This is a genomic window from Erwinia tasmaniensis Et1/99 (assembly GCF_000026185.1).
GTDB classification, from domain to species: domain Bacteria; phylum Pseudomonadota; class Gammaproteobacteria; order Enterobacterales; family Enterobacteriaceae; genus Erwinia; species Erwinia tasmaniensis.
Genome location: NC_010697.1, coordinates 1 through 18,396, shown reverse-complemented (window position 1 = coordinate 18,396; position 18,396 = coordinate 1). Strand labels below are relative to the sequence as shown.

Genomic DNA, 18,396 nt, shown 5'->3' with positions numbered 1-18,396 from the left:
CTTTGCCAAACCTCAGTTGAGAGTGAACACATGGCCGTCGAAATTACGCTTAAGAACTACGCCGCGCATCGAGACAGACACAACAGTAAAACCGCCCTGAACACTGTCACCCGCCCGTACCTGTGAGCTGCTGCTGCTGTCTGTAAAGCTCAGCGTTGCCACAGCACCGGCGATTTTTTCAAGAGATGGCAACTTACTGGTTTGCGGCGCTTGCTCCCCGGTATTACCCGGTAATCCAGAAACAGTAATAGACTCTGGCTGATCTGCTGCCATCTTCGCTTTATTAAAAGCGGCCTGCGCGTCATAGAACACGCGACCACTTTGTAAGTGGTCAAGGTCACCGAACGTTTTCACGTCTTCAGCGTGAGCAATCCCACAAAAAAGCAACAGTAGCGCTGCGTATTTAGCGTTTTCCATAGAGTGATCCCGTAATTTTATATCTGACTGAGCCGTCAGAAGTGTTAACTGCGGTGGTGATTTCAGAAAGGCGAATGCCGGTATAATCTGAGTCTTTAAAAATCATTAAAGGCGGCACGTCTGTTTCAGCTGAAAACTGGTATTCCTGCCAGTCCTGCAACGGCAGGTTCTCACCTGCGTTGTTCTGAGCAACATCTTTTATTTGTACTGCGTTTACTGACAAATCGATATTCAGAGACTGAAAGAGAGAGATAAAACCTATCAGTCTTTCACTCACTGGTAGCATCGGATCATCACCTTCAGGCGGCAATGTCTGCGTCAGAGAAAACGAGGTTTGACTACTGTCCTGAAAGTTGAATACCGGCATTACGTCAAACAACTTCTGTACCGCTGCAACATATTGTGCAGTCGTTGCCGCTGAATTTGTTCTGCGCACCGACTGCACAGCAACGCCGGTATTCGTACATACGACGACAACGGACATCCAGCCAGATATCGAAACTGGTACTTTGTCTTTCATATCCTGACAGTGCCTGATAAAGGTGGTGACTGACGGATTTTCTGTCCACGGATGGCGAAAGCTCTGTAGCGCTGCCTGATACCGTGCCTCTTTGTTCAGCGCTTCCTGCCTGGCGATTTCACGCTGTAAAGCTGCACGCGCCTCTGCTTCTCGTTCAGCTTCAAAATGCCAATAAACCATCAGGCCGCTCAATACGAGTATCGTTGCAGCTCCTGCAGCGATCAGCTGTCCACGAGTCATTCCCCAGGTCAGCGGTCGCAGACGGAAGTCTTTACGAAGATTATTGCGCGTCAGCACATCTTTTATGTCAAACGCTGTCGTTACCCCCGGTATCGACGTGTCGCCATACACTTTCACGTCGAGATCGCTTTTACTGCCGCGCAGTTCATCGCGCAGATCGATTATTGTCTGTAGCAGCTTTTCGCCCGTATAAATCTGATCTGACCACGGATGGATACCCCCCCGTTCTGTTTTACCGACCAATGTATACTGCGCAACACCTGTAGGATTTTCACCAAGGGGTACAACTGCGATGCAGCAGCCGTCGAGAAGTGAAGCAAGCGCAACTGAAAGCGAATAAGACCCGCGCAACCGTAACCGCGTTTTTGGCGCAAACCCTGCCTGGATACTGTCGCTGTGACGCACAGCAACCAGGTCTAACCCCTGGGCCTTACCCACGCGCTTAATTTCTTTCATCGGGTTACGCTGATCGCGTATCGTTTGCCATGTTAAACCGACAACAAAACGCTTCTGCTGAATGGTCAGCACGCGTATGTGACCGGACTCTGCTACCAGTGCCGATTTCGTTTTATTTTTCATCATAAGAGGCTCACTGAATAAACGGGGTCACTGTTATGACAAACGACTGACGTATGCTTCCACCCGAACGTTTGCCGCCCGTCACAATGTTGTCGGGTGAGAACATCCCTTCCTTGTTTACGTTAGTGACGTTTTGCTCAAGTCCACTGATGACGACAGTCTGCCCTGGTTTAAGCCAGACACGCTGAGGAACCGAGCGTGAATCAACTTCCGGGGCCTCCAGTTTTTCGGTATCCGAGCTGATTTGACGTAGCTGAATCAGGCTCGATATGTTGAGAAACATATTCAGCATCATACGATCCCCACCATCGAGGACTTTCGGGAAAATAGTGATATTGGTGCCAGTCGTAACTGAACCCGGCGTTAACGTCTGTGATGGAAGAGTGCTGTTACCAGTGGAATAAACTGTCGTAGCGACACTTTTTAAGTAAGCGATCTGACGGCCTACAACTACTGAGGCCGATGCCATATTGCTTGTCATCAAAGGAATCGTGCGTACATCCGCAACTTTTGCCTGTTTTGATAGCGCATCAAACAGGAACGATGAGCCGGCGAACTGCCTGGCGCTGCCCGTTGCGGTATCAAGAACCGAAAAGCTGAGCGAACCGGCGTCAACGATTGAACCGCCAGGGCCAGCAAGGTTGATGCCGTATTTGCCCGCCAGCGTCTTGTAAATAACGCTCCAGTCGAGGCCCACGGCATCGCTAACATCGCTGTTAACTGTGTAAATCACAACTTTCAGATTCACCTGGCGGCTGAGCGCCTTATTTTCTGATTTCAGATATTCACCCACGCGCCGAACGACTTCCGGCACGTCAGTTATGACAACCGTTCCTGTCGTCTTATTCATATCCAGACGTCCGACATGAGGGGTTAGCATACTTTCAGCAGTAGATTTGAGATCGTCATAGAGATTGTTGCCCATGACCACATCGGATTTCAGATTTGTACCGCTTTCGCCTGACACGCCACCATTGCCACCGCTCCCCCCCCCCTGGCCACCGCCGTCTGCGCTATTGCTGTTTGATACGCCACTCACCACGGAACCGGTCAGGTTGTATTTAGCATCGGACGGCTCAATATCAAATCGCGCCGTCTGTAGGTAGAAAAACGTCACCATGCCGTCTTCAAACTTCCACGAAATACCCAGTCTGGCCGTCACGATATCGAGTAATTCAGCGAGTCGATGACCGTCATAAATGATGTTAGAAAAAGTTTTAGAGGCATTACCTGGCGTGCTCTGCGAGCTACCAGTATTTGTGGCCCCAAACGCGTTGAGTGGTCGCATTTCGCCAGAAGAAGGCAAAACAGGTGACGGTACACTTGTAAGACGTTGGGTCGGCGATCCGTTTTCAGCGCCACCTCCTGATAAAAAAGCCATCGCGTCGGGCGTTACTCGTGTGCGTATATGGCAGACTGTGGCAATGTCCTGGCTAAACTGAAAGATATCCTGTGGTGATTTTGCCCGGTACGGCATGTTGCAGTTAACCACTTCTCCGGGCGCGTCATATTTCGCAACAGGCAGGGGTGTAGAGTTCACGTATTGGCTGTTCTGAAATTGCACAACAGGGCGGTTATCAACCGCCTGCTTTATCAGTGAACTGGCTTCATCTGCGGTATGATCCGATGAGCGGTTAACATCGTTGATACGCTCAAATGCGCATCCAGAAAGCAGCAGTGCTCCAATGAGCAATGTGAGTGTTCTTTTATTTAGCATTCTTATTTCCTGTTGCTAATAATTATCAAGCACTGTGGGCGGAATCCATCAACGTCGAGTGGCATCTGAGCGTGCTGATAAAGTTTGAAAAGTTCGCTAGTCGCCGTTTCAAAATCAGCAGCTGTAATCGTGAGTGGATAATCAATCGGGTAATCCGTATCAGTCAAACGCTGAATTTTCCACTTCCCATCCCCGGACGGGCATTTTTCTTTAACCACCCACTCTGTGAAACCAGTAATTAACGTTGTTCCTTTTTTGATTTCCCAAACTTTCATAGCAGGAGCAATTTTTACCGGAATGACTGGAAAAGCAGGTTTACTTGCAACGTCAGTTAGTAGCTTAACCGAACCGATTTCGCTAAATGGATTACTGCCACTTGCCGTGACAGGCGATAAAGTTTTACCGGGTGAAGCCTTTGGCGAAACCATCACGACAGGTGTATCAAACCCTTTCAGTGGAACTGGAGTTGCTTTTAGTACTAGTTTATCTGGCACTGCTTTTTCTTTCGGTTTAGCAGTTAGTAGCAGCCCTGAATTAACCACTTCTTTTTTATCGATTTCTTTTTTACCACTTACGCGAACGTCCTTGTTACCCGTTTTAGCGCCAATAGTGATTAACGATGGACTTGTAACATTCGTTATTTTTTCTCCGATATAAACTGGTTCTGTATGCGGTAAAAGGGAAGTGATTTCTGTATTCATATCGACAAACTCCCCTTTGGGAGTTGCAAGCGGCGGTGCGGAACTACAGCCAGAAAGGATACCCGCAGACATGGCGGCAAGTATTATTTTATTCATATACATCCCGAATCATGTTATTGAAAAACATTGGCACGATTTCCGCTTATCGTAAATCAAAGTTTAATCTTGCCAAATTTTCTAATTATCTTGTCGATTGTGTCCTTCCCTGCTGTATCGCATTTACTAATAAATGCTTTACGAGCATCAGATGTAGGGTTTGGTAAAAATGAGCCTTTCTTCTTTTTAATGATATTGAAGAATGTTTTTTCTGGTGAACTACATTCCCCGCCACCGCTGTTTCCGGTGACTTTCCCAAACATACAGAGAACAACCACGCAAGGATCGCCAGAATCTACAGATTGTTCATGTTCTTCACCAGATTTGTAGTCATTCATAACATAATCACTCGAGATTGCTGATAAAGGAGATAACAAAGTCAATGCAATAATTAGCAGATTTAATTTATTCATGATGTGACCTTTGTATTTTATGAATTGAAAAGTAGAGGTATTTCTATGTGATTTTCCTTAGCTATTTTCACACGCCCCATAAAAACGGGATCTTCGAAATAGACAATCTTATCAGCGATAAATGGATAGCAAGCCTCGCTTAATATGATCTCCCTAATTTTCATTGTCTCGCTTTTGTTTTTTACCTTACCAAGCGCAACAATATCATCTGGAAGTAATACAGGGCTGGATATAACATCATCAGCTACAGACTTAGAACCGCCTGCGCTCCCCCGGTTATCAGATTTGGATTTTCGCTTGATTTTTTTATCAAATACACCAATGCGTTCTGATATTTCTTTTACCGCATCATCAACGTCACGCGGAGGATAAACAATTTCTACTGCGCAGTTTTTAATAAAAGTTTCAGTACCCTCTTTCCCATAAAGCTTCTCATCTTCCATCTGCCCTTTATTCTGCAAAATGAAAACATAACGCAGATTAAAACCAGCAGTGTAAGCAATGGACTTTTGAATGATCTCCACTCGCCCCATGCTCGTAAACTCATCCTCTAATAGCACAACCTGATATTTTAACTCCGGGTTTTGCTCAGGCAGTTCTTTTGTGTTTTCGTTAACAATCATGGAGAAGAAAAGATTGACCAGCTTTTTGTGGGTTACAAGGCTGTCCGGCGTAAGACCAAGATAAACAGACATTTTATCTTTTCTTAAACGACGAATATTAAAATCACTGGCGCTTGTCGCCGCAGCCGTTACAGGGTTAGCGAAAATATCAAGACCATTGGTAAAATTACTCATAATACTGCCACGCGTTTTATCAGGTGCAGCCATAAAGATTTCAAAATAATCCCGGGCCTCTGTGCTAACAGCAGCATCCTTTGCGAGAGTCTTGCGCATCCAGGCAGCAAGATCGCCGCCAGGCGTTGCAGACTTCAAAACCTTAGCAATGGAAACTGTCAGGTTCTCCTGCGCTTCATGCTCTTTATCGATAAGATATAGTGCAAGACCTATAAACAAGTTTATAGCTGACGTGTTCCACACATCGTTATCACCGCCGCTCAGAGGATACAGAACGGATGCAATCTTACGTAAGTCCGTCTGACGCTGTAGCGCGTCGCGGCTAACGTAATCCATCGGATTCCAACGATGAGAACGGTACTCCCCTGCCTTAGCCCTTTCCTCATTCTCCACATACCCAGCGGGACAAAACAGATAGCACTCCTGGCCCATTACTTTCTTACGGTAGCCTGACGACAGGAACCAGTTTTCCAGTTTAATATCGAGGACAACCAGGCTTTCAGGATAGTTGAGGCAATTAGGGATAACAATACCGACCCCTTTACCGGATCGTGTTGGGGCATAAAGCATTAAAAACTGCTGACCATAGTAATAAATGTACTGCCCTTTAAATCTGCCTTTATTCATTTTCCCTATAAGAATAGGCGGGTATTTATGTTTCTTAGATTGCTTCAGGGTTGGGAAAAAACCCGACTTTGCTAAATCCATATCGGTAGCGAGGCGGGAATTACCATAGATAACCTTATCTGGATTAAGGTTAAACAATATCAGAACACAGAAAGCCACAAACACGACGACTGGAACACCAAACCCAAACCATGTGATACCAACCAGCGATTTATAGGACGGATTACCACCGTAATTACTTATTACTTCATAAAATGTATTCGCGCTAAGTGAATCAATATTTAAGCCTGAATATTTTAACGCTGCATAACCACCTAAATAATTACCACCAACAACCGAAGCAAGAAACATTAATAAAAGTATTGATGATACGCCAATTATCTTACTCATAATTTACTTACCTGATAAATACAAATTACATCTTATTCAATAATTTATTTTTCTCTTGAGGCTCAAAATAGATTTCCGTCATATGCGTATGATTAAAAAACAAAATCACGTCAACCGATGTTTTGATAGTTCGCATAATCAGTTCCATATCAACAGTCATACCCACGCATGACTGCTTAACTATACTTGCCAGGCGTGAGAATGAAGCATAGGTACTGTTCGCATGAATGGTTGAGATAGACCCTTCATGACCTGTGTTTAATGCTTCTAAGTAACTCCAGGCTTCATCACCGCGAAGTTCAGCCAGGAAAATATGATCTGGCTTCAGGCGCATACATGCTTCAATTATTGTTTTAGCGGTAATAACTCCCTTTTTATAAAACAGATGAATGTGATTGGGGTGATTAGGCAATTGCATTTCAGGAACATCCTCGATGGTTGCATATCGCCTTTCTGGAGGAAATATATCAGCAACGGCTTTTGCTATTGTTGTCTTACCTGATCCTGTACCACCGACAATCAGGAAATTAAGTCTTTCTCTAACCGCCTCATAAATGAATTTTTCAAGACTTTTTGGGTCACCTTTTTGATAGAGTTCATACAATTTTTTCTGCTTGTCCGAAAGTTCTACCGTTTGCTTTTGTGCGATTCGTACATTGTCAAATCGACCAGAGTTAACATAGTCTGCAATAGAAAAACGCTGAAGAGATGGTTTACGTATTGAAATCGCAATACAGCCGGGTTCCGTGGCTGGCGGCATAATAATTTGGCCCCTTTCACCATCGGGAAGGATCACAGAAGCAATGGGATTAGACTGGTTTAACTGAGGAAGGTTAGAGTAAGTGGACAGACTTTCTGCAAGGTGCTTCAGGTTTTCAAAATTCGCTGCCGGTTCCTCAACAAACTGCCATCCTTCACGGCCCTCATACCAAATCCTGCCAGGTTGATTGATAGCAACCTCTGTTAGCCCCTCTCGGTTCAACAGCGCTTGAATACCTGTCTTTTCCAGATAAAGGCGCGCTATATCAGAATTATCTTCAATCAATCAATTCACCTCATAAACGGATGAGAAATCAATGTTGCGCGGAACTATGATTGAAATCACCGTCCCTTGGTTGATGTAACCCGTTGACGCAATGTTGATGCTGTTCTGCAATGCGATTGCAGCTTGTTGTTGTGAGGCATCGCTCGTGTTGTCATATGTGATTGCCCCCTGATTACCACTATTACGCTGAGTCATATTTTTAACTGAGTCCATCGTGTCACCGACAAGAGAAAGCAAAAGAGAGTTTCCGAACCGCTCAAAAAAATGAGAATCTATCCAGGCAGGCAGGCCAGCAGCCCCGAGACTATCAGTACCCAGGCCATCTACACGTACTGTCACGTTTCCGTCCTTAATATCTGTCCAGTTAACAAAGACACGAGCAACTCCCTGTGTGATCGCTTTCTTCTGTTCACCAGTTAGCAATGCACCTTTCCGAACAAGCAGGGTTTTACCATCATCGGAATACACATCACGGGCCATCTGACAGAGGGTAATCGCAGGATATGAAGTGATAATTTTTGTTTTAAGCAGGCAACTTAAGCTGGTTCCAGCTGAAAGCAGATAACGACGTTTAGTAACGATACGGGCAACGCCATCAGCATATTCACCACTTTGCAGATAATCTTTCTCTGTGCTTCCTCCTTCATCAGTTTTGTCAATTTTTACCAGTGTTTCACCAGTCAAAATCCGCTGTGCTTTTGGCAATGGTGCGTTTTTATCACTTGAATCCTGACGATTGTCTGCCCGGAATGTTTGAGCCTGACGTGAATCAGCCGGAGCATTTTGCCCTGCATTGCTTTGGGATTCCTGTTCCTGCTTCACTTTAGCAAGCCGAAGTTTTTCATATTCCGCATCTTTCTTTTCTTTTGCCCGCTTGGCCGCATTCTCCTTATCTATAATTGATTGCTTCATAGCGGCGAGGGAACTATTAGTTGACGTTTTAGCCTGCAACGACTCGCTATTAGCTGTGTTTTTCGTTAGACCAGTTTGAACCGTTTCCTTTTTTCTTGTAAGAACAAAGGCAGCGCCTATTGCAGCAACAACGAGAGAAAAAATGATAACTCCGACGATGATGATTTTTTTATCAACGACTACCGCCGTTATATCTAACTTGTTTCTTCTTCCGACCTCCACCCTTCCATTACTCATCAGTAATTTTCTCCGTTCTTGTCTGCCCGGTTGTCGTTCCTTTTTTATCGTATAAACGCTTAACGATAGAAGAGGTTTTTACACGCATAACCTGATTACCACTTCGCAGTAAAAATTCGGGAGAAACATCGTGAACAACCATAACATCTTTCTCGATGCTGCTATTAAGCAAGTTTTCATTACCATCTGAATCAACACGATAAACGACTGGCATCGTTTTACTATTTTCCCAGGTAAAACAGGTAAACCTACCATCATCCCAAATTTTATTTGGCTTAACAGATTCGTCACCTTGTACCTGATAACGTCCATTTACAATACCGCCATCTGTGCAAGGAATTTTGTTGTTATCAAACAAGATAGGTTTAGGTTTCGGATATTCAAATCTTAAAAAAAAAGTTGGATTTGTTTTTACAGAAGTTAGAAATAAGGTGTAAGCGCGTTTATCAGTGACTACGACGACATTTGTGTCGGGATTATCTTCGGAAGCAGGTCGGAAAAATAATGTGTTATTTCTTACTGATACGTTCCACGCACCAGGATCACCCAGCCCCACATCTTCAATTTTTTCATCACTACTGACCTGAACGACAGAAACCGTACCCGGCTTTACGCGCACTTTCACAACATCATCCGAGTTGTACATAACTGTTTGCATCCTGGCATCGTATGATGAGCCGCTGGCAAACGTAGCAGCGTTAGAAGTGGTTGATACAGCGCTGAAGATGAGTAAGGCCAAAAAAAGTTTACGCATTATTTTATAGCCTCCGGATCGACTCTGTAGCTCAAAGCCTGAAAACCGAGGGGATTTAGCAAGCGCTCCCCTTCGCTCTTTATTTTACGTTTGTAATCGAATGCAAGGGTTGCTACCCAGGATGTTTGGCTGTAATCAGCTGACAAAGTACCATCAGTGTTAAGAACGGCTTTATCAAAGCGAATCTGTGCAATGTCATCCTTTAAAAAAGTAACAGACTTAACACGAACCTTAATTTTGTTGTTTTGTTTCAACACATTCAAAGGAGAGTTATCTGCTGTAATTTGTGTCTTGTACTGAGAAAACGTTTTACTGTCTGACATCAGATCTACTGTGTCATTCATAGATTGAATGGTTTGCCAATCATAACTTTCATAATTGACGACGTATTGAGAGAGGAAATATTTATTCACCACCTCATCATAAGATTCTTTTGCATCGCTCAGTGGCGAAACTGCATCTGTATATCCAGTATTGTTATCAACACGAATCATAACAGGAACAGCAGTTTTCAAAGGTGACATTAAAGCTAATGCAACCGCTTGTATCACAATAACAATCATACAAAGAAAAGCGCCGATCTGAAAAAACTTCACCTTTCCATTAATCAAAGAAATACGGTCACGTTCAAAATCCCTTATTGCAGCGAAGTAGTTATCCATCTCCTTTTTTGATTCAACTTTTGTTTTCTCTGCCTCTTTTTTAGTTCTTTGGAAATAACTTAACATCATTACCCTCCTTTAACGTTATTTCTAAATTTATTAGCCAAAGCAGACCCACCACGTTTCATTGCACCACCAATAGCACCAGGTGCTTTATCACGCATTGAGGCGGCAGCCTTAGACAACCCCGCAGCCTTAGCAAGCGAACCAACGCCCGGAACAAGACCGTTGATGCCGACACCACCCGTCAGGGACGAACAAAGAACTGCCACCTGTTCAACCATTGCAATGCAGATAACAACAACAAGTAAGAAAGTCACGGCATCCATGAAACTCACAGAAGATGGATCTAAAGCTGTATATTTACCAATTAGCCCCAACACGAATGTAAGTGAAATTGAATAAAAGACATTAAGTAAAATATAGTTTAAGCAATGACCACACCATGAAGAAAACATCCCTCGCGTAGCTGGAAATCCAGCAAAACAAATGAATACGCTGCCGATTGAAAGCAAAATTCCTGTCATGAATGTTGCAACACAAAGGAACAAGGTAGTATAAGCAATCAGAATAGCACCACCTGCATAGCCAATAGCATAAATTAAGTACGTGGAAATAAGAGGGCCGAAATCCCATCCCAAAGTATCAATAGATCTGGTTTTAAAATCTTCCATAGATGTTGCAAGTTTCGTCCATATTTCATCAACATTTAATGCTGCATTACCATTCCCCATTAATTTTGCTGATATTTCAGAACCGGAGTCCATAACAAATGGAACAACCCACTGTTGATAATATGGAGCAGACCAAATGAAAGCGCCTATTAATGTAAAAACCATAACATTTTTTATAACTTCATTTACAATAACCTCTCTATTACTGTATATAATCATCCAAGCTATTATACAGCAGTAGAGTAAAAAACCGGCGGCGAATACAGGTCGTATAGAAACAGCAATAGCTGAAAAATTATTAGCGACTGCATCCATTACAAGAAGTTTTATCTGGTTAACAAAATCAGATGCTATCGCCATTAGTTTGATCCTTTATAAGAGTGCTGCTCCATAAATTGCTTTCTAAGTTGCTCTTGTCTTAGTTTATCCTGCTGTTCCATTTGTTTTTCTGCAAGTTCATTTTGCTTCATGAAATATTGCATATTAATTTGTTCAGTTTGTAGTTGATTTGTAAGGTCAGCCTTTTGTTGTGGTGTTATTGCCTCATTATATTTTCCCTGCAATTTTTCTAACTTAATAGCTCGATCTTTTAACTCAAAATTATAAGAATCAAAAAATTTTACTTTTGCGGCTGCACCTTCAAGACGAGCCTTAATTAAATTATTGCTATTTAACCCAAACTTATCTAACTCGGAATCAACATCATACTGCTTTGGATCGGTTAAATCGTTCAACTGCTGCTTCATATAGCTTGAAGCGGTATCAAAACCAAAATTAAAATTCGTAAAACCCTCAAGTCGTTTCTTTTGGTCTTCTGCATACTTTACACTCTGGTCATAATCACGTTTAAGCTGCTCATATTGCTGGGCCGCTTCTTGAGCACGAGTAAGCCCTTCTTCAACAGTTTTTGCAATTGAAGCCAGGTCAACAACAGGTATCCCTGAAGAATGGCTAACAGAAACAAAAGAAATTGAGATTAACACAGCAATGAGTGATTTTTTAATCATGTCATTTCCCTTTTATTCGTCGGATAAATTCTGGAACCCAAACCTCAGGATCATCAGTCATAAGTTCTAACCTAATTTTTTCGGCAAGCGCAATTCCTTCAGTTGAACCAGAAATTATTGGGAGAAAATCATCAAATCCATACAAGTCCATTTTCACAAAAACACTGGCACCAGATTGTTTTATAAGCATCGTTCGTGATTCTTTTCCGAGTCGTTTTAACCTGGAAAATTCTTTTTCGGTTAATCCAACCTGCCTATAACCTTCATAATCGGCATCAGGATTTGGCAAGAAAATTTTTGTTGGTGTTTGCTGGACAATCGCCGAAAAGATCTGGCAAGAGATCGCATCTTCCGGTGACTGGCTGGTAAGCCACATCATTTCACCTTTAAGTCGCCCAGCTTTCAGAGCAGATTTAATCTGTGCTTGAGTCGTTGGGAAGTTACAAGGCATCCAGAATTCTTCAATAAGTGAGAGCATTAGTTTGCCATCACGCTGCATCAACGTTTTGTAGAAGAACAGAACAGACAAAATCGGTTCACATGCGGGATGTACACCACCACTGGCGGTTTTTTCCAGTAATACTGTCGTATCAAAACCTACTTTCTGAAAATCAAGAGGGTTAAAAATATTGTCGGGGGAATCAGTCCACAGTGCATATTCTCCCTTGTTACACCATTTTTGGAGACGAACAGCCAGATTCGAACCTGGGGGGATTTTTTGCAAAAGCTTGCTCACTCTCCGCGATTCTCGCGGCAACTGCATTACAGCATCAACAGCTCCAGATAGAATTTCAGCCTCTTCATCACTACAAAGGTTTCCTTGCGTGTCGCGTGCAAAAATTTTCACGTATTGTTTCAGGAATGCGATGAGTCTACCTCCCAGAACTGGATCATCAACATCTGCAATCTGGAACGGGTTCAGCCCACTATAGCGGCCCTCATCGAGAGTGAAGTATGCCGCACCATATGTGCGAGCAAACAACTCAGTAGATCGGTTGAAATCGACGATGAACAATGACGGATCAAATCGCTGCAAAAATCCAGCAGCGACCCCTTCAAATGTCGTCTTACCCGCGCCCGTCGCACCGAGAATGAGAGCGTGTCCCGCTATCTTTTGGCCTGTTACATTACGATGCGGCTCAGAATAATGTGTATTGAAGTAATACAGGCCATCCGAAACAGTTTTGAGAGGCATAATAGCCGAGCCATCACCGATGGGATTGCCTGATTTTTTACCTACTGAATAATTGTGCATTGAAAACGTACAAGCCAGATTCGTGATCGTGCGCCGTGAATCAAGTGGCCTTTTCTTGTTAAGTGGTAAATGGCTGAAATAGACATACGGTGCGGCAGCCGCTGTGCGTGCAAATCGGAACCCTTTGCCGCTTGTGATGAATTCAGCGGAAACCTTCTTACCGTTAGTCCTCGCCATCTCATGCGTAGAGCCATAGACAGTTAATGCACAATGATAGGAACCAAAGACAGTTTGACCACTTACCACCGATTCCTGTCCTATGACCAGCTCATCTTGCTGACCTACACCCACATCATTTGCTGATGCAAGCTTGTTAAGCTGGCTGTCAATTCTCCGCAACGTTTTAGCAGGTGTTTCAAAAATAAAACTTTGAGTAATGAGAAACTCATAGGGAAGCGTTAAAAGAAAATTCCAATGACCCGGTTCTGTAAACATTGGAAAATCTTTGATGATAAAGTTAGTAGCGAAAACCTTATCGTCGGAATCGTTATTCCTTAGCTCAAGAACATCATTTCCAAAATACCACTCAGAATCGATAATTGACTGAGAGATTGGTGTTGAAGATGCTGGAATTAATACATGATTTTTATTGAAAAGGCTAGAAAGGTAAGCGGCAGTTTCGCTTACATAATTTTCACCGACAGCCAAAACTGAAGGATTAAAGACTTTAAAAGCAACTAGCGCTTGGTCAACCAAATCTTGCAAACGCTCAATACCAGCATCTATCTGATTAAAAGGCATACCAAATGTGATATACCAAGTTGATTTGAAAAAGTCCCCGTTTCTAAATGTTGAAATATATTTCTCTGAAAATCTGGTTAAAAAATTATTATCGAAATTATAAGTATCATCTAAGGATACTCTTTCTCTGACAAGATGAGTCCATAAATATAATTCACCCTCTTTACCTGCACCAACGAGAAAATCTTTTGCGTTTAAAAATGCGTTTTCTATTGCTGCATCAGATACACTTTCAAAAGGTAAACCTTCAAGAATAACTGTAGATAACATTTTGTTGTCTTCAGTGTAAACAACACTATTTGAAACATGAAACTGATAATTCGGATACAGAGGCGTAACAGGCATGTTTCTCTTTTTTTTTAGTTTATTTGCATTCACTGATCGTACCCTCCAGAATCAAAACCAGTAATGCGGTCGCCATGCTTTAGCTTCAACATCATTCCGCTCAAGGAAAGCTTCACAACACGAAGAGCATTAGGATCATTTTCGCAAATCACTTTTACAGTAAAAATGAACGCACCAATAATTAACGGAAATATAATTCCAAAAACGCCGAGAAAAAACACACCGATGAACCCTGAAAAAGTTGCGAGAAAACCACACGATAGTAAAATCATTAGAGGAACACCTCTAACCATTGCGGGGCGATTTAATCCGTTGTAAGTAAAATAGACGTCTTTACCATTCATTTATAAACCCTAGCCCGCCTGATGACGGGCTGCTATTGTAATCTTATGCCATGAGGCTTAAGCCCCAGTTCCCAGCCACCAACGCCCCGCCAGCGCAAATAACTTGCAATAGTGCCACGCCCACATCGCTCCAGCTTTTCTTTTCCATGAATGCCCATATAATACAATAAGCAAGATAAATTAATGCTGCGATCCCAAGGATAGCAAATATCCATGTTTTAATGTTTGTTAATGCGTCAGTACCACTGTCCAGCCCCCCAGCGAGAACCCCCATAGAGATAAAAAGCAGTGATAAACATATAGCATTTAAAAAACCACTACGTGTGTTCATTTAAAATCCCCAAAAACATCCCATGAAGATGTCCTTTGAATAAAGTTAGTTTCAGTTTTAACGGTTGCAATATCTTTAGAGATACTTAAATCTAAAGAATTATTATCCGGTGGAAGTAGAGCAGGTACTTTATAAGCTTTCTGTTCTACACGCTCAACATAGCTTTTGCCATCATGATTAAACTCTTTGATATATCCCCTTTTATCATTACCTGAATAAAAACGAGATAAGGCATTTCTAACTTTTTTCTGTTCACTTCCCCCTTGTTGACGTTCAAAATTCTCTGTAAGAATCTTTGCACCTACCTGAATGTTCTTACAAACATCAAATACTTTGTTGTTATCCAATCCGTATGACTTGAAATTATTACTGTTAATTTGCATCAAACCTGCACTATAGTTTTTCCCCTGCCTATCCAGATTATTCACATACCTAATCGCTTCTTCGAGTGATTTGAATTGTCGGCTTTCATTATCACTCACGTTAGCTACTGCATATGGATTTCTTCCCGACTCAGTTTCTATAAGTGCATTGATAGTTACTGGATGAACATCGGGAGCACAACGGGCTATCAGCGCATCATTAATTGATACGCTAGTTTTTTTATTTGTTATTAAGCCTGTGGATTCTGGCGGAGGGGTAACTACTTTTGTTTTTTTAGATTAGCGCTTAACTTTGTCCATTTCAGAGTATCTTTATCAATAAACGTGAATAAAGGTCGTTTTGATCCGTTCACAATCTGAAATAACTGGCCTTTTTCCTCAACAGCCTCAAATTCATGTTCACCTGTATTTTTATCTTTGATAACTAGCTTGTAGTTATCACCATCAGGTGAGATCGTAAACTTTGCATTTGCTGTTGGCTTCTCCTTCCAGACTCCAGAAAACTTTCCAGTCATTTCGGCAGAAACAGAAACTGAAAAAAGAGATAAAGTAAGTGCAGCGATTACTAATGCTGATTTTTTCATATAGCCCCTTCGGTTAGATTCGAATAAACGATGGTTTAAGCCCTAACCATACCATGCCAGGGCTTGTACCTAAACACCTCTGCCACACTCTCGCAGTGGCCGCGCCCATGCCCTTGAGTCGGTGTCGCTAAATCGCCGCTAATAACCGATGTGCGGCTGGCTGTCGCGCTACTGCATAATGCCTTTCGGCACCTCCTGTTCGCCATAAGGCCGACATAACCAAGTAGAAGGGAGCAGGTCACAACCCTACAATTGCTATCACCTGGCTGCTGCGGTTATACCGCTCAATGCTTCATGATAGTCTTCCCCATTACCAAGAGTTTAGATTTTAGTATTCCCTAGCATTGGTACATCATTATGAGAGACTAAAAAAGCAGATCTCTAACTTCGCGCGGAGGCATCGATTTCCCTTTTCTTTTTTCTCGTCCATGCGCACTAATCCCAAATTCAGAATAGTGATTACTGCTTTTCTTTCTCTGAACAGAGGAAGTTTTCTTTCCTCTTTTTTGTTCAAAAACTAGCGATTCAGTTTTAGATAAAATCAACAAAACCCTATCAGTTTTTGAAGATCGCTCTTTGTTTAAGTGAGCTTCCAACTCCATACGTCTTTTCCGGTGCTCTCTTTGTCTTACATGCCGCATCGCCATAAAACACTCCTTTTTTTCTACTGTGATAAATAACAAAAAAAACAATGCTCTAGGCAATCATGAGATTTCACCCCAGCTACCTCTTTAGCATATTAGGCGCGAAAACCGTTCAGGTTCTCATCTTTTCGCTTATCAATTTTTAAAGAGCAGAAAACTTAAGCTAAATCTTCTTCGTTTTCATGGTTCATATTTTCTTTCAATGCGTTTCGGATAAAGTTCAGAACCATATCCTTTTTCGGGGTTTGCGCCTTAGAACCTGTACGGCATTTTGTTTCAAGTAAGTAGTTCAGTTCGGCATCGAGTTGAATAACCATTGAAGCAGGTGTCCATTCTCGATCTTCGCCTTCTGGACGAAATCTATTAATCATAAAAATCCTTGCTCAGTTACTTGTGCTACTGATTGGTATTTTAAACATCTGTTCTTACATTCATATGGGAAAACTTACTATTCTTCCTGTTTTTTTCATTTCTTTTGTGCACAAAAAAGCGGCCTGAGCCGCATTTAGTAAGTGAGTTTGCCTTAAGAGAAAGTATCCATTATGTGTTCCATGACTTTCATGCAAACCAGCGACTTTAAGATACTGGGATCATCAGCACATAACTTAACTGATGCTTCGATGATAAGATGAGAAACTTCTTCGTCCTGCATTTTCTTCTCATATGATATCTCTCGCTCGCTAACACCGGATGTAAGCAGTAGTAAAACATCCTCCTGTTGAACAGTTAAATCAGAAAAAACCCTCACCTCCTCACCTGAATAGGATTTAACCAACCTGAGCATAATCCTGATGTAGAACAGCGTTCTCAGGTCATACGTTGATTCAGTTGACAGTTTGAGCTTGATGTTAGCCAGGTGATTGTTCACCGTTTTCACGCTCTTATTCTGATTTTTAGCGATCGCAGCAGCAGTAACACCAAGCGAGTACAGCACCATGATGATACTTTCTGTAGACGATAACTCTGGAAACACTTTGAGAAGTTTTTCAGACGGGATATGATGACGGTCAGCCATGACAATCTCCTGGTCAGGTTGTTGTGGTTAGTCAGTAGCGCCGTGTACCAGACGGCGCTACTGACGTCTCGATTTATTTGAAAATGATTAGTTAGTCACTCAACATTCACTCTTTTTACCCTTCCCTTTCATAATCTCAGGCTTTCCGTCTGTATCTCCCTCACTTTCAATATCTCTCTCGACACTATAAGAAAATCTTAAACGGGTGGCCTTACGTGCAACTCTTTCGACTATATCAAAAGATAAATCCTTGATTTCTGTAACACGATTGATGGTATCTACATTTTTTTTCAAAAAGTCTCGGTTGAAATCTTTGAACTGTGCATGAATGTAGATCTTCTCCCCCTCATCTATCCTGTAGAGGTTTAGTTCATCTTTTAACTCATCAACACCAATATCGAAATAACTGACCTTCCCGGAACTGATATTTTTCCTTATTAATTGATAAAGCGAACTTGCGTTCGTTTCTGTTAGCCTCGCAGCAGAAAGCAAAACCTGAGTAGTAAAACCATCAGCAAGGCGGCAAATGTAAGGTTCAATAACCCTGGTGAATGAAATGTCAATGTAGCCTTCACTTTCAACATAGTCGCAGTATTCAGTAAGGTTCATGGAACGTATGCTATCAGGCGTATTTTTTTTGACTTTCACCGGAAAATGAAATTGCCCCGGCCTGTATAGTGGTTCTAAAAGCTGGCTCTTTGGGATACTAATGACACTATGTTGTAGCTCGTTCGCCCCGTCTTTCATCTGCTTATAAGCAACAGAAATGTCAATGTCTGCGATCATCGCGTATTCATTCGCAGTGATCCTGAAAACTTGCCCTTGCTCGATTAATCTTTTTGAGTCTATTTGAGCTATTGCCATAAACAAAATCCGCCTTGCGGGTAAAGGCAAAACTGAGAAGGTGTGATTAATCTCATTTCTATGCCTTATCTTTGTTTTTGGCGTTACATTTGCCAGTTTCAC

At 42.3% G+C, this 18,396-nt stretch carries 21 protein-coding genes; all 21 read right to left on the bottom strand.

What is annotated here, in order from left to right; translation table 11 throughout:
* Positions 1–12: 12 nt before the first annotated feature.
* Complete coding sequence (gene pilP / locus ETA_RS00335; RefSeq protein ID WP_012443220.1) at positions 13–417, bottom strand: type IV pilus biogenesis protein PilP; 405 nt, start codon at positions 415–417, stop codon at positions 13–15.
* A complete protein-coding gene (gene pilO2, locus ETA_RS00330; protein ID WP_012443219.1) occupies positions 404–1,759 on the bottom strand; it encodes a type 4b pilus protein PilO2 in 1,356 nt (451 codons plus the stop codon). Before pilO2 ends, pilP begins: the two co-directional genes overlap by 14 nt.
* A 7-nt stretch (positions 1,760–1,766) precedes the next feature.
* Positions 1,767–3,473 (bottom strand): PilN family type IVB pilus formation outer membrane protein, encoded by a 1,707-nt coding sequence (gene pilN, locus ETA_RS00325; protein WP_012443218.1) that lies wholly within the window; start codon positions 3,471–3,473, stop codon positions 1,767–1,769.
* Between the two features lie 2 nt (positions 3,474–3,475).
* A complete protein-coding gene (locus ETA_RS18610; protein ID WP_157861755.1) occupies positions 3,476–4,270 on the bottom strand; it encodes a TcpQ domain-containing protein in 795 nt (264 codons plus the stop codon).
* Positions 4,271–4,326: 56 nt separating this feature from the next.
* Positions 4,327–4,683, bottom strand: coding sequence for a TrbM/KikA/MpfK family conjugal transfer protein (locus ETA_RS00315; RefSeq protein WP_012443216.1), 357 nt, complete (start codon positions 4,681–4,683; stop codon positions 4,327–4,329).
* A gap of 17 nt (positions 4,684–4,700) precedes the next feature.
* On the bottom strand, positions 4,701–6,497 hold the full coding sequence (locus ETA_RS00310; protein WP_012443215.1) for a type IV secretory system conjugative DNA transfer family protein: 1,797 nt from the start codon (positions 6,495–6,497) through the stop codon (positions 4,701–4,703).
* Between the two features lie 25 nt (positions 6,498–6,522).
* A complete protein-coding gene (gene virB11, locus ETA_RS00305; RefSeq protein WP_012443214.1) occupies positions 6,523–7,542 on the bottom strand; it encodes a P-type DNA transfer ATPase VirB11 in 1,020 nt (339 codons plus the stop codon).
* Positions 7,543–8,691, bottom strand: coding sequence for a TrbI/VirB10 family protein (locus ETA_RS00300; protein ID WP_042958392.1), 1,149 nt, complete (start codon positions 8,689–8,691; stop codon positions 7,543–7,545).
* On the bottom strand, positions 8,684–9,445 hold the full coding sequence (locus ETA_RS00295; RefSeq protein ID WP_012443212.1) for a TrbG/VirB9 family P-type conjugative transfer protein: 762 nt from the start codon (positions 9,443–9,445) through the stop codon (positions 8,684–8,686). Before ETA_RS00295 ends, ETA_RS00300 begins: the two co-directional genes overlap by 8 nt.
* Positions 9,445–10,176: a virB8 family protein gene (locus tag ETA_RS00290; protein WP_012443211.1), complete on the bottom strand. Its 732-nt coding sequence runs from the start codon at positions 10,174–10,176 to the stop codon at positions 9,445–9,447. Before ETA_RS00290 ends, ETA_RS00295 begins: the two co-directional genes overlap by 1 nt.
* Positions 10,176–11,141 (bottom strand): type IV secretion system protein, encoded by a 966-nt coding sequence (locus tag ETA_RS00285; protein ID WP_012443210.1) that lies wholly within the window; start codon positions 11,139–11,141, stop codon positions 10,176–10,178. The genes ETA_RS00290 and ETA_RS00285 overlap by 1 nt, the downstream gene beginning before the upstream one ends.
* Complete coding sequence (locus tag ETA_RS00280; RefSeq protein ID WP_012443209.1) at positions 11,141–11,788, bottom strand: type IV secretion system protein; 648 nt, start codon at positions 11,786–11,788, stop codon at positions 11,141–11,143. The genes ETA_RS00285 and ETA_RS00280 overlap by 1 nt, the downstream gene beginning before the upstream one ends.
* 1 nt (position 11,789) lies before the next feature.
* Positions 11,790–14,162, bottom strand: coding sequence for a VirB4 family type IV secretion/conjugal transfer ATPase (locus tag ETA_RS00275; protein WP_012443208.1), 2,373 nt, complete (start codon positions 14,160–14,162; stop codon positions 11,790–11,792).
* A complete protein-coding gene (locus ETA_RS00270) occupies positions 14,159–14,473 on the bottom strand; it encodes a VirB3 family type IV secretion system protein (RefSeq protein WP_012443207.1) in 315 nt (104 codons plus the stop codon). The genes ETA_RS00275 and ETA_RS00270 overlap by 4 nt, the downstream gene beginning before the upstream one ends.
* Positions 14,474–14,516: 43 nt before the next feature.
* Positions 14,517–14,804 (bottom strand): hypothetical protein, encoded by a 288-nt coding sequence (locus tag ETA_RS00265; protein WP_012443206.1) that lies wholly within the window; start codon positions 14,802–14,804, stop codon positions 14,517–14,519.
* Positions 14,801–15,376, bottom strand: a complete 576-nt coding sequence (locus ETA_RS00260; RefSeq protein WP_083772826.1) for a lytic transglycosylase domain-containing protein — start codon at positions 15,374–15,376, stop codon at positions 14,801–14,803. Before ETA_RS00260 ends, ETA_RS00265 begins: the two co-directional genes overlap by 4 nt.
* Before the next feature lie 71 nt (positions 15,377–15,447).
* Positions 15,448–15,771, bottom strand: a complete 324-nt coding sequence (locus tag ETA_RS00255; protein ID WP_012443204.1) for a hypothetical protein — start codon at positions 15,769–15,771, stop codon at positions 15,448–15,450.
* A gap of 365 nt (positions 15,772–16,136) precedes the next feature.
* Positions 16,137–16,373: a hypothetical protein gene (locus tag ETA_RS00250; protein ID WP_157861754.1), complete on the bottom strand. Its 237-nt coding sequence runs from the start codon at positions 16,371–16,373 to the stop codon at positions 16,137–16,139.
* A 200-nt stretch (positions 16,374–16,573) separates the two neighbouring features.
* On the bottom strand, positions 16,574–16,786 hold the full coding sequence (locus tag ETA_RS19545) for a hypothetical protein (RefSeq protein WP_012443202.1): 213 nt from the start codon (positions 16,784–16,786) through the stop codon (positions 16,574–16,576).
* A 152-nt stretch (positions 16,787–16,938) separates the two neighbouring features.
* A complete protein-coding gene (locus ETA_RS00245) occupies positions 16,939–17,430 on the bottom strand; it encodes a helix-turn-helix transcriptional regulator (protein WP_012443201.1) in 492 nt (163 codons plus the stop codon).
* Between the two features lie 99 nt (positions 17,431–17,529).
* Entirely contained in the window at positions 17,530–18,396 is an 867-nt protein-coding gene (locus ETA_RS00240) for a replication initiation protein (RefSeq protein ID WP_012443200.1), read from the bottom strand.